Below are 12,114 nucleotides of genomic sequence, written 5' to 3'. Positions count from 1 at the left end.
GCCGGCGTCCATTGAAGGGCCGGCCTTTCTCATGACGCAATCGAGCCAGCTCACATCTTGGGCAAAAGAACCTTGTCGATGACATGAATGACGCCGTTGGACTGTTTGACGTCAGCGATCGTCACATGGGCCACGCCGCCCATTTCGTCCGTAAGCGTAATCTTGCCCATGCTTTCCTTGGCTTTCAGGATGCATCCGCCGACCGTCTTGACGTCATGGGTACCCTTGTCGTCCTTGATCATCTTCGCGATGGTCTTGGACATGGCGTCTGCGGCAACGACGTGGCAGGTGAGAACCTTGGTAAGCTGGGCCTTGTTTTCCGGCTTCAGAAGCGTGTCTACAGTGCCCTTTGGGAGGGCTGCGAAAGCTTCGTTGGTCGGCGCGAATACGGTGAACGGACCCTTACCTTGAAGGGTTTCGACAAGGCCGGCGGCCTTCACTGCGGCGACGAGCGTTGTATGATCCTTGGAATTCATCGCGTTTTCGACGACGTTCTTGTTTTCGTACATAGCCGCGCCGCCGACTTTCGGATTGGCGGCATAGGCGCTGATGGCCGTTGCGGATACGATGGTCGCGACTGCAATCGCGCGAAGTGCGAACTTCACCATGATGGTTTCCTCTTCCTCTAAACGCCCCGGCGCGAATGGGCGCCTTCCAAGGCCGTCCCCTGATGGGTGACGCATCAAGAGACGAGCGCATGACGAAAAGAGTTTCAGCCAAAATGCGGTTTTTTCGAATTTTCCTCAAACGATCGCAGAGCTATGTCTTGGCTCGCCTGAATAGCCAGTTGAGGACTTTGGCTACGAAGAGCGCCATCCAGACCAAAAGAGGCGGTAAGGGCAATCGGATGAGGTGGTAGAGCCACTGCGACAGGTTGATAGCTTGCTTGATATCGGCCGGAAATACGCAGACGGCATAGAGCGCCAAGGCCAATGCAGGCAGCTTTCCGCAGCCGTGGCACAAAAAGCGCAACCGCACCGGCGATCTAGTGCAGCCCAGTCAGGAAAATGACGGTTTCTGGATCGGGAACCCAGGCACCGGTAATGCGAACAAATGGTTTGGGCAGGGCGATATGCAGAATGCCCGCGAGACCGTAAAAAGCGTATAATCCCCAACGGCAACGTCGTTGCCAGACATCAGTTCTTTCCATCACGCGCGATCCGCCCTTCGACATCCCGCCTTGCGCCAGCCAGATTCACCTTGCGGCCAGCGACTGTCTCGATCGCCGCAATTGCCAGATCGCTGGCGACGAAATCGGATTTGTGCCCGAGATTGTGTACGACGATGAGACGTGCACCGGGTATATCGCGAGCAAGGTGCCTGGAATGAACCTCTGGTGAGACAACCCCGTCCGTATCCCCAGTGATGATAACTGTCGGCGCTGTGATCTTGCGGTAATCTACGGAAGCGGCTCTGGCCCAATCGCTCAAGGCGGCTACTTCTTTCGCATTGTGCCGGAACGCGACTGGTCGTAGCGCCTGCCTTGCTTTGGTCTTTTCGACATAGCCGGGCGGAATCCGGTTCGGCGCAAAGACACCTTTCGTCGCGCGATCGATCGCTACAATGCCGATGGGTGGCACGATCAGGGTACTAAATAAAGCCCCTGTCACCGGGGCACTTGCAGCCTCGTAGTACCAGGCGATCCCGCCGTTCCATGGATAGACGGCCGGAGACAGGAAAACGAGGCCAGAGACCATTTCCGGATGGCGAACCGCGAAGGACGCAGCGATGGCCCCTCCAAAGGAATGGCCGACGAAGATCGCTTTTGCGATACCCCGCTTCTTCATCAGGACGGCGATGGCGTCTGCTTGACCATCGGGCAAAATGTTCTGGTCGCCGCCGATGTCGGATTTGCCATGGCCCGGACGATCGACGAAGAGCAGCTCTGCCCGACCCTGCAGCTTCGCGCGAAACGAAAACATTGGGTCGTAGAGGCTGGCGCTGGCGCCATGGATGAAGATAATCGGTGGAAGGTCTGCCCTCCTGCTCGGCTCAACCAAGACGCTATTGAGCTTGAAGCCGCCGACATCGATACGGACCGGTCGGTCGTCATGGCTTGGCGCAGCAACTGCGCGCGACGTCACGAAAGCGACGGAACCTATGGTCAGGAATGCGGCGATCAGACAAAAAAATCGAACCGGCATGGGTTAAAGTTGCCGCGCTATGCCGCTGGCAACGATTGGACCGGTCGGCAGCCCGGTCGGCGAACCGCCGAATGGCTCCACGCTGACGGCAAGCGTGGAACCGGCGCCGATGGTCTGGCGCAAATCCGCCGGGATCAGCAATTCACCCTCTGTATTCGGCTGAACGACGCCGAGCGACTGTGGATTGCCACTTCCCGGCACCAGCCAAAGCTGCAGGGATTTCTCTCGGGCTCCGCCGGCCGCGACGGGGACGATCCTCAAGCGACCGCTGGTCGCATCGAATGAAGTCAGCAGACTGACGGGATTGTCGGGGGCTGAAAGCTGCGCCACCACCAGTGCGCGCGACGAGGATGGCTGGAATACGCCGGATGCGTAGACAAGTGCTGCAACAGCTATGGCTGACGTTCCGAGAGACATCCAGCGCCAGAAGCTTGCGGCGTTCCAAAGCCTGGCCGAAATAGGCGACGATTGCGCACCAAACAGTCGTCCTTCGATCTGCGCAAAAACTGCCGCTCCTGGCGTTGCCTCCCGATAATCCTCGTTGAAAGAGGAGAGGTCCGACTGCCAACGTTCGACCAGCAGCGCGAAAGACCAGTCCCTCGAAATCCGTTGCTCGACGCGCCTGCGGGCTTCTTCGGACAGCACACCCAAGACATATTCGCCCGCAATGATTTCGTCCTGCGCCCGGCCGCCGTCTTGAATGTGATCGCCTGGTGTCATCGCTGCATGCACTCCCTGAGCTTCAACAGGCTTCGGCGCAGCCAAGTTCTAACGGTGTTCAAGGGAACATCCAGGTGATCGGCCAATTCGAGATAGCTAAACCCTTCCACGTAAGCACGCCTGACGGCTTTGGCATGGGTTTCGTCCAGTTCGCGCATGCAGATGTCGATGCGGCGTCCCTCGTCGGCAATCAGAATGTGCTGCTCTGGTGTCGCGATAGTCTCGTCTGCGAGATCGTATGCCTCATCGATATCATCGGTTACCGGTTTACGGGCACGGATGACGTCGATCGCGTGGTTTCGGGCAATCGCGGAAAGCCAGGTTAGTGGCGAACCCGAACCGGTGGCAAAGGTTTTGCTTCGTTGCCAGACCTTGATATAGACTTCCTGTAGCGCTTCTTCCGCGTCTGGTCTGTGCTTCAGGATCCGAAGGCAGACCGCGAACAATCTCGGATTGGTGGCCTGGTAGAGAGACGCAAATGCGGATCGATCTCCGATGGCGACCCTATTGATCAAATCTGCGATGTCACTGGTTTGCATCCGGTAAAACCTTGTCGCCGACCTTTTATAGAGATCGTGGAGTTGGAAAGACAAGGAGGCTCGGTCAATAAATCTTGGCAGCGACCGATCAAGACGAAACGAGATGGTCCTAAGCGGGCGATCGTCGATTATCAGGATAGTCCTGACACCGGGCCATTGCCCCAAAATGCGCACATTGCGATTAAGCAAACTATCGAGACAACTTCCTCCGAAAAGAACTGTTGCCCAAAGGAAATCCGCAAGAACGACATCAATGTCTTTGTCGCGATATACCATATTTCCTCCGGCTGACGTGGAGCTCAAGTTTCCAACATAGAAGCAAGGACGGTTCGTCGAATGATAAAGTTTCTGCACCGCGCACATTATTTTCAGGCTGTGCGGACGGATTTGAACCCAAATCCCACACAAGCGCTTTGGCCAAACATCTGAAACTTTGTAACATCTTGTGCAGATTGGCCAGACAGCGGATATAGACATCCGGCGATGTTCCGCTGTCGCTTGACGCCTCAACTTATAGCGAGCTGCCCCATCAGCGGGTGACGATCGGCGGGTTCTGATAAACTATTGTCGGATAGCTTCGGGTGGCTAGAGATTGCGCCATTGAGATACCAGTGACCTGCAGCTTGGCAGAACGGAATTCCGTACGTTGAGCGTATCGAAGAGTTCGGCAAACAGGCTCAGACGGTCCCTGCCCAAACGATTATTGGCAAGATTACGTTCCAGTTCGGATATGCGGGCACGATTTCGGCCAAGTCGCTCAGCCAGTGCCGGTTGGCTCAAGTTACGCTTTTTCCGAACGGCGAGGAGTTGTGCACCCAATGACTGAAAAACAGTAGAGATCATGCGGAATTCCGCTGTCATTGTGAAGACAATGCGGAAATCCGTGCGAAGTTGATTGCTGTCATCCTCATTGAAATGCCGGACGGCACCAATGACCTCGCCGGCAGACTGCAGGAATTTCTGTTCCAACGGTATCACGCTTGCTGCGTCATACCTGAAATTTGGCCATTTGGAATTCTGCCAGTTCCATTTCATGAGCTATAGGCAGCCTTTCTATAGCTCATGGTTATTGCCATAAATGAGTTATTGCAAGTCCACCTATCGCTCAGCACCGCATCTGTATCCTCGATCCAAGCAGCAGTGATCGAAAGGCTATTCGCGAAGAGGCCCGCATCGTTGAACGCGCTATCGGTATTGGGCCGAGCGCGCTTACCGGAATGGTGGCAATGCTCCAGCAGAATCGCGACATCAAATCCGCGTGACTCAAGCGTACGAAAACCCCTTCTCAGCCATCCGGAATATTCGCAACAGAACCGTCGAGGCAGCCTTCGAGCCCATCCAGCAAGACGAACGAAAGATGTGTCGCTGCTTGCCTTGGATTCAATCGATCCCGGTCTTTTCCGAATTGGGTAATGGGCTTCATCGGCACATCGGACATCCTCGCCAAGCGCTTTGCCGGCTTTGGCGCCTCCAGTGGTTTTGTGGTTTTGACCCTTCTCGCCTGAGTGGCGACGAGATCCATGCCCTGCTGAGAGAACTTGCGATCGAGGAGGAGGCCGCCTGACTCGATCGCGATAGATGATGGAGAGTTATCAGGCGCTTTGCCCAACGATCAGCGCATTTCAAATCTACAGAATTTCGACGCCTTGATTGTTTGAGTCCATTTGTTGGTTGCGCACCATTAGCTCATCATAACGCGAAAGGTCGGGTGTCTTCGGTTCGTTTGCAAACAGTTTAGTAGCAAGGCCGCGGATAGCTGGCATGCTCGCGATGTCGAGGACGCTGTGCAGGAGGTTGATGCCAAGTCTGGTATGGGGGTTCATCAGGCGAGGAGCAATCTTTGGTACGCCCTGTCCCTTTTCGATCATTGGCCGCATGGCTTCCTCGTAAGCCGAGAAAGACTGCCCAATATCGCTGCTGCACATCAATTCGCTGGCGAGCACGTAGCCGCCGGTCACCGCGAGCGTAGCGCCTATGCCTGCAAGCGGTGTCGCGCACCAGGCGGCGTCGCCTGTCAGAACGACGCGCCCCTTCGACCATCGCTTCATTCGCACCTGGCGTAGCACGTCGAAGTAGAAGTCTTTGGTTTCCTCCATGGCAGCCAACACCCTATGCGCCTCCCAGCCAGCGTCCAAAAAGCGTTCATGCAAATAGGCTTTCTGCCGTTCGACGCTCCATTCCTGCTCGCCATTTGGTGGCTGTTGCAGCGTCAGCATGGCCCGCGTCGTTCCATGCGTGTCAGGTCGCAGCGATATGCTCCGGCCATCTGTCGCGTGGTACCAGCGCCACATCCGATCGTCGTCGGCCTGCCGCGGTATGGTGAAATATGCAGTCGTGAGGTCCATCCATCGCGGCACGTTTTCTTGAGGGAAAACGAGCTCGCGTGTCGATGAGCCTACGCCCTCCGCTATGACGACCGCATCATAATGTTCAGTCTCCCCACTGGTGAAGGTGACAGAGACAGCATCTGCACCATCTTCAATCCGATCTATGGAATCGCCGAAGCGAAACGTCGCGCGTTCACGGGCTGGCTCGTAGAGTAGGCGAGCGAGATCTCCACGCAGGATTTCCATCTCCGCTGTTGGGCCGTCACTACCGAGCTCGGAGGTAACAAATTTGGCAACCTCTCCGCCCTGCTCATCGATCCAGACGGTTCCCTCTTCCCCTGTCCCATGATCGATCGCCATCTGTTCAAGTCCCATCCGGTGAAGCACTTCACGGCCGACACCTCGAATGTCAATGTTCTGACCGCCATCTCGAAATTCGGGGCTGCGTTCGACGACGGTCACATCGAAGCCATAGCGGCCGAGCCACCAGGCAGAGGTGTTGCCGGCGACGCTTGCACCGGTGATGAGGATGCGACGGGACATACAACGATCTCCTTTTCGCAAAGAACATCACTGATGATATATTTGTTCCGTCGTTAGCTTTCGAAATTGTCGATCAGCCGTTGTAAGAGCTGTATCAACGTCGCCGCGTCTTTCGACGAAAAGCCTTCAAGCCCTTTGGCATTCGCAGCCAAGAGCGCGTCGCGTCCGCGCAAGGCCGCCTCCTGCCCCTTGCTCGTCAACTCCACCATTGCCGCCCTGCGATCGGTAAACGAAGGTGATCTGCGGATCAGGGCCATTGCTTCCAGCTTGTCCAGAAGCGCGACCATCGCCGGTTGTTTGACGGCAGAGGAACGCACGAGGTCGCGCTGGAGCATCGGCCCTTTCCACGACAGGAGCATGATCGGAGCAATCAGAGAAAGTGACAGCCCGTACGGCCGAAGGGCAGTATCTATCAAACGGTTGAACACCCGGGCAGCGTGGTTAGCAAGATAGCCGGGAGCGACGGTTGCGTCTGGGTGGATATGGTCGTCCTGTTCTGGCATAGGTCTTTCCTTAGGCCAAGGACGACTAGGTTGCCAGAACAAGATTTTTGATGCACGACCCGTTGAGCTCGAAATCATAAAGCAACTAACTCAAAGACTGAGCTTTGCCGAAGCAACTTCGCTACGCTTGTTTCTCTAAGGCGCCATCAACGTCATTGTGGAAATCTTCCGCCCCTCAGTTGGTGATGATTGGCGATGGAGGTTAAAAGCCTAGAAGCCCAGGTCACCGAATGAAATGGATCCTTTCTCGTCTGCGCGCGAAGCATGGGAAGAATTCATATACGTCGTCAATACGGAATGTCTCGCGGTCTTTCTTTAGACGCCTTCATGACGGGAGATACGGTCTGGTGATCGACAGCGACAGACGGTGAATGATTTTCGAACAGGTTCGCACCAAAGCGGCGTTGCGGGGAACGGCCATTGACGACGCCCCCCGAGTTCCTGGGATGGGTCGTGCTATGGATCAGCGGCGAGTACGACATTTCTGATTTAAGCTCTCGATACAACGACCTAACTGCCCGCCGGGCGCAACGACTGCGGTCTGTCGCTGGCGCAGTGGACCCGAACGTACCCGATGCAAAACCAACCGACATCCCTGACGCCGATGGTGGTTCTATCAACCCATCGTCAGGAATGCCTACTGAAACCTGACGGCGTCTCTTCCGGCCGCCCTCGCATTATAAAGAAGCGCGGCGGCCTCCTCGAGGAGCTGTGTCACATCGCGCTTTGCGTTCGTCCAGGTTCCGCCAATGCTCGCACGGACGTCAGCGACTCGACCAGCAATTGCAATCGGCTCCCGCACCCGCTCGAGAATAATGCTTGCAGCCGCCTCACCTGCGGATCGGTCACCTGCGATACCCTCGGCATCGCGCATCGCGGCGCCGTGGACCAGATCCGCTTCAAGATCCTCTGGATAAGTGAAGTCTCTGAAATGTGTTCCAAGAACCTTATAGGAAGCGAAAGACGCTTGGCGAAAGCAGCGTGCCGCGGATAATGCAGCCCTCAAGATCAACGAGTGCGAGCGGCGCGTTCTCGAAGGCAAAGTCGAAGAGCGCCAGACGAGTTTCGGGATCGTCGGCCGTACAGGGTTCCGCTACCGTTTTCCTCCAAAGACAAGAGCTTCACCGCGATAGGTCCGTTTTAGGAGATGATAATCAGGGTGCCGGTTTGATTCCGGCACCAAGGAGCTAGGCCGGCACTTACATTCCGCCGATCTTGGCACCGGTGTCGCGCCGGAGGTGCGGTGGGACGTCCTCGAGTTCGGCAAGTTTGCCATTCTGCTTAAGAAACACTCGAAAGTTCTCGCGAACCGCGTCGATTGGCCAGCGACCGTTTGCCGCCTCGCGGCAATAACGGACAAGCGTGTCATAAGCGAGGTTGCGCTTCTCGTGTGGCCACTCGTCGAGGAAATCGAACACATCATCCAGCCCGGTGATTTCTTGCACGAAATACCGACGCTGCGCATAGAGCGGTTTATCGAACAGAGCGAGTAACATCGGAACCTCCTTCTTTGCTCTGCATGAAAGGGGAAGCCGGCCCCGATGAGGCCGGCCGAGCTGTAGGTTATACGAGACCTTCGGTCGGATGTGACCCGATCACGATCAGAGGCCTATCAACCGAATGCCCCCGCGGGCTGCCGCCTTCTCGTTCAGGCAACTTGACGGTCAGTTCCCAAGCGAAGCCGTTCGTTAGACGGTGCAACACCGATCTCGATCTTACGGGGCTTCATAGCTTCCGGCACCTCGCGCTTCAAAGTAATCGTCAGCAGGCCGTGCCTGAGATCAGCACCGTCTACCCTTACGTGATCCGCAAGCTCAAACTTACGCTCGAACGAGCGACCGGCAATGCCGCGGTGGAGATATTCGCCCTGGAGCTCTTCAGCTTTGCCGCCTTTGATCACCATGACGTTGCGCTCCTGGGTGATATCCAGATCGCCCTCGCCAAAGCCGGCCACGGCCATTGTGATGCGATAGTCGTCTTCTCCGGTCTTGACGATGTCGTAGGCAGGCCAGGTATCGATAGCATTGAGGCGCTGCCTATTGCTCAGCAGGTTGAACACACGGTCGAAGCCAATGCTCGAGCGGTACAGCGGTGCAAAATCAAGCTCAGTTCTCATAACCATATCCTCCGCAAAGCAACATGGAAGGAGGCGATGTGTCCGCTTCCTTGGTCAACCGACTCCCTCATTGGGCCGTCGGTGCCGAACGATTTGGTTTCTCGGATTTCTCCGTTCAAGACCTCATCGGAAAATTTTTCCAGTGAATTTGACGGCTCTTGTTCGTCGCAAATCTCATCCTATTTCGATGCTCAATCCTCGACTTGGGAGCATCGAGATGGACGGCTCAGCAATTCACACGTATTCAGACGCAGACTTGGAAATCCTAGCGCCGGAGCAAACCACTGAAGGCGAAACGTCCATCTGCGCTTGTTGTTGTCGCCAGCGCCTAAGCTCGATGATGGACGAAGATGGCTGCGGCATTTGCGACGAATGTCTGGCGCCTTGACGACCCCACGAGAAAACCAATGTTGAACCTCCAGCGTCCGCCTGCGACTGCGGACGAAAGGAAACGGCATGGCTAGTATCGCCGATTGGCTTGCTATTGAGGAAGCAGAGGATCTGGCTGCTCGGCATGCCGGCGTCGTCCTTTGGAACCGGGAGGGAGATCCGGTCGTCGGAGAGGAAGGTGATTCTGAAATCGTCTTCCGATCAGGCACGATAGGCGACTTCGACTAGGAAGTTACCTTATAGTAGCAGTAACAGCCATCCTTCGGATAGCGGAGATTGCAGGCGATCGTAGGTAGGCCTACTGCCAATCCAACACGACGAGGATAGGACGCCCTCGCCTGACAAGTGGGTGTCCTATCCCGTTACGCCTGCGTTACGGAATAATGCGATCAAAACGCAGCCGCTCGAACAGATCAAAAAACGCGTCGTCTGTTGCCTGGTAATCGAGAAAGCCTAGTTTCCGGCTCCTCGACATATCCGTCAACACCTCGATCGGTCGCCCGAGGTCCGCATCTGTATGCCAGGGAGAGGTTAGGCGGGACAGATCGCTTTCCACCAGCTCATACCGGCCGGCGATATCGCGCCAGATTTCGGAGTCATTGGCCATTTGCTCCTGCAATGGTCTTATCTGTCCATCGAATGCTATAGGCTCGATTCCGAACCACTTCGCGATCCGCGTCCACATCCAGCTCCACCGAAAAACATCGCCGTTTACGACATTGAAGTCCTTGTTGGTCGCATCCGACGTCGTTGATGCCCAGAGCATATGTCGACCCAGCAGACGTGCGTCTGTCATGTCGGTAAGACTGTCCCATTGGGCTGCCACTCCCGGGAAACGGAACGGCCGGCCTGTCTCTTTGCAGATCGTTGCGTAGACGGCCAACGTGGTGCCCATGTTCATGGCATTGCCAACCGCTTTGCCAACGACCGTATGGGGGCGATGGATACTCCAGTTGAAACCATCCTTCTCGGCCGCAGCAAAAACCTCGTCTTCCTGGGCGTAGTAAAAATTGTCGACGTCGAGCCTGCCCTGCTCTTCCCGAAATGGCGTTTGCGGCAGCGCGCCTTTTCCGTAAGCTTCGAATGGGCCGAGATAGTGCTTCAGACCGGTGACGAGCGCGACGTGGCGGACTGATCCTACGGGGCGCAGGGCATCGAGGAGGTTTCGCACCATCGCCGAATTGACGCGGATGTTTTCCGCCTCAGTTGGCTGCCGCAGCCAGCTTGAGATAAAAACGTGTGTCGGATCGAGGCCAGCGAGCGCATTTACCAAGCCAGCGGAATCCAGAAGATCTGCTGGGACAGGAACTGCATTCCCTTGCTGCGATGGCTTGCGAGCCAGACCCCAAACCTTCCAGCCGTCATTGTGCAGGACATCCGCCGTTGCGCTGCCGATAATACCGCTCGCGCCAACGATCAGTGCTTTCTTCGTCATGTTTGCTCCTTTGCGTCAGCCTCTGATCTAGGCTGAGAGGCCGAGATGCGCTAGAAGGCACCCTAACGGGACATAGACACCCAGAGGTAACCACTATGCGGGCAGGATCACCGGACAGCGAATGGCGCGAGGACTGCGCCCCCCGCCGTGTGCTTGAAATTTTCTCGAGCAAATGGACAAGCATGATCCTGCATGTGCTCGATACGAGACACGGGGGCCGCGCCCGCACTGGCGTACTCCAGCGTAGCCTTCCAGGGATATCGAAGAAGATGCTCACGCAAACGCTGCGCGACATGGAAGCGGACGGGCTGGTAACACGGCGCGTTTACGGGACAGTGCCGCCGGCAGTCGATTATACGCTGAGCCCACTAGGTAAGCGATTTGTGGAGCCGCTGGAGCTACTCTATGGCTGGGGTCGAGCAAATTCCGAGGCTTTGGACCAGCTCGCATTCAATCGGGGGATGGAGAGACCACCCCGCGAGAGCTCAACGCGCGATACTTCGCCTTGAAGGTATCCGGACCTGAAACCTGATCTTGCTTCGCTTCCATTCCCGATTTTTCAAGAAAGGCAAGAACTTAAACCCCAGTTCTTGGTCGCCATCTCAATCCCTGTGAATTCTAAAGACGGTTTCAGCTTCTGGCGGCAACCATTCTCAAACATCTTCTTTTGTCTGGCTGCCGAAGTCTGGATCCGCTCTATTGTAGACTTGCGAACCGTCTGAATCACAACCAGCGGCTAGATGGACCAAGCGCCTGATCGAAATTGGATGGAAACGGATGAAAGAACGGAAACTCTAAATACTACGACCGTCCGCATCACCCCCGAAATCCTCTCCTTGATTGCCGAAATCGACGAATTAAAAGCGCTTGGCGCGCGATCGGCCGGATCGCGCCAGAGCGGTTATCCAGCCTCCGGCGCGTCGCGACAATTGAGAGTGTCGGTTCCTCCACACGTATCGAAGGAGCGCGCCTCACCGATCGAGAGGTCGAAAGGTTGCTTGCAAACATTCGCCTGGGGTCCTTTACGACGCGCGACGAACAAGAGGTTGCCGGCTACGCGGAAGTGATGGAGACAATCTTCAGTGCTTACGACGCAATCTCGTTCACTGAGAACCATATCCGTCAGCTCCACCGCGACCTTCTTGCAGATTCGACCAAGGATGAACGGCATCGCGGCGCCTACAAAAAACTCTCCAACAACGTTAAAGTCCTGGGGGCTTAAACTGCGTGAGCGGCTGGGCTTCAAACGTGCCGCGGTTGCTGTTGCGCGAAAACTTGCTGTCATCATGCATAGGATGCTCAAAACCCGAGAAGCGTTTCATCCATTGGCCGGTGCTACCGCATAGGCGAAAAGCCGGCCTACCTGCCTCAGTGCCTCAACCCAATTGAGATACTGG

General features: G+C 56.2%; 14 protein-coding genes and 1 pseudogene. 4 read left to right on the top strand and 11 right to left on the bottom strand.

Annotated features, from left to right (window positions below; translation table 11 throughout):
* Positions 1-50 precede the first annotated feature (50 nt).
* From JZX87_RS22820 to JZX87_RS22770, 10 genes are all read right to left on the bottom strand, one after another.
* Entirely contained in the window at positions 51-608 is a 558-nt protein-coding gene (locus tag JZX87_RS22820) for a fasciclin domain-containing protein (protein WP_148142941.1), read from the bottom strand.
* Between the two features lie 528 nt (positions 609-1,136).
* Positions 1,137-2,144 carry an alpha/beta fold hydrolase gene (locus tag JZX87_RS22815; RefSeq protein ID WP_206828194.1) on the bottom strand — a complete coding sequence of 336 codons (1,008 nt, stop codon included), beginning with the start codon at positions 2,142-2,144 and terminating at the stop codon, positions 1,137-1,139.
* 3 nt (positions 2,145-2,147) lie between these two features.
* Positions 2,148-2,864 carry an anti-sigma factor gene (locus JZX87_RS22810; RefSeq protein WP_206828193.1) on the bottom strand — a complete coding sequence of 239 codons (717 nt, stop codon included), beginning with the start codon at positions 2,862-2,864 and terminating at the stop codon, positions 2,148-2,150.
* Positions 2,861-3,403: a sigma-70 family RNA polymerase sigma factor gene (locus JZX87_RS22805; protein ID WP_206828313.1), complete on the bottom strand. Its 543-nt coding sequence runs from the start codon at positions 3,401-3,403 to the stop codon at positions 2,861-2,863. The genes JZX87_RS22810 and JZX87_RS22805 overlap by 4 nt, the downstream gene beginning before the upstream one ends.
* Positions 3,404-3,988: 585 nt before the next feature.
* Positions 3,989-4,438, bottom strand: a complete 450-nt coding sequence (locus JZX87_RS31455) for a DUF4172 domain-containing protein (protein WP_286195010.1) — start codon at positions 4,436-4,438, stop codon at positions 3,989-3,991.
* Positions 4,439-4,688: 250 nt separating this feature from the next.
* Entirely contained in the window at positions 4,689-5,012 is a 324-nt protein-coding gene (locus JZX87_RS22790; RefSeq protein WP_206828192.1) for a hypothetical protein, read from the bottom strand.
* A 19-nt stretch (positions 5,013-5,031) separates the two neighbouring features.
* The gene (locus tag JZX87_RS22785) at positions 5,032-6,273 is read right to left on the bottom strand and encodes an FAD-dependent monooxygenase (protein ID WP_148142938.1); all 1,242 of its coding nucleotides are present in this window, start codon (positions 6,271-6,273) and stop codon (positions 5,032-5,034) included.
* A gap of 53 nt (positions 6,274-6,326) precedes the next feature.
* On the bottom strand, positions 6,327-6,776 hold the full coding sequence (locus tag JZX87_RS22780) for a MarR family winged helix-turn-helix transcriptional regulator (protein ID WP_148142937.1): 450 nt from the start codon (positions 6,774-6,776) through the stop codon (positions 6,327-6,329).
* Positions 6,777-7,975: 1,199 nt separating this feature from the next.
* On the bottom strand, positions 7,976-8,272 hold the full coding sequence (locus JZX87_RS22775) for a DUF982 domain-containing protein (protein WP_148142935.1): 297 nt from the start codon (positions 8,270-8,272) through the stop codon (positions 7,976-7,978).
* 152 nt (positions 8,273-8,424) lie between these two features.
* On the bottom strand, positions 8,425-8,892 hold the full coding sequence (locus JZX87_RS22770) for an Hsp20 family protein (protein WP_206828190.1): 468 nt from the start codon (positions 8,890-8,892) through the stop codon (positions 8,425-8,427).
* Positions 8,893-9,348: 456 nt separating this feature from the next.
* Between JZX87_RS22770 and JZX87_RS22765 the strand changes: the two genes are divergently transcribed.
* On the top strand, positions 9,349-9,510 hold the full coding sequence (locus JZX87_RS22765) for a hypothetical protein (protein ID WP_183687014.1): 162 nt from the start codon (positions 9,349-9,351) through the stop codon (positions 9,508-9,510).
* A 145-nt stretch (positions 9,511-9,655) separates the two neighbouring features.
* Here the strand turns inward: JZX87_RS22765 and JZX87_RS22760 are convergent, their stop codons facing one another.
* On the bottom strand, positions 9,656-10,717 hold the full coding sequence (locus JZX87_RS22760) for an SDR family oxidoreductase (RefSeq protein ID WP_206828188.1): 1,062 nt from the start codon (positions 10,715-10,717) through the stop codon (positions 9,656-9,658).
* Positions 10,718-10,812: 95 nt separating this feature from the next.
* Here JZX87_RS22760 and JZX87_RS22755 point away from each other — a divergent pair, with 95 nt between their 5' ends.
* From JZX87_RS22755 to JZX87_RS22745, 3 genes and pseudogenes are all read left to right on the top strand, one after another.
* Positions 10,813-11,226, top strand: a complete 414-nt coding sequence (locus tag JZX87_RS22755; protein WP_206828186.1) for a winged helix-turn-helix transcriptional regulator — start codon at positions 10,813-10,815, stop codon at positions 11,224-11,226.
* A gap of 485 nt (positions 11,227-11,711) precedes the next feature.
* Entirely contained in the window at positions 11,712-11,939 is a 228-nt protein-coding gene (locus tag JZX87_RS22750; protein ID WP_206828326.1) for a Fic family protein, read from the top strand.
* Positions 11,920-12,063: pseudogene (locus JZX87_RS22745) on the top strand (IS110 family transposase); the annotation flags it as partial. The gene JZX87_RS22750 and the pseudogene JZX87_RS22745, both read left to right, overlap by 20 nt.
* Positions 12,064-12,114 lie beyond the last annotated feature (51 nt).

This window comes from Agrobacterium sp. Ap1 (assembly GCF_017313375.1).
Taxonomy (GTDB): domain Bacteria; phylum Pseudomonadota; class Alphaproteobacteria; order Rhizobiales; family Rhizobiaceae; genus Neorhizobium; species Neorhizobium cellulosilyticum.
Note: the sequence above shows the minus strand (reverse complement) of the source record. Positions and strands in the feature narration are given on the sequence as shown.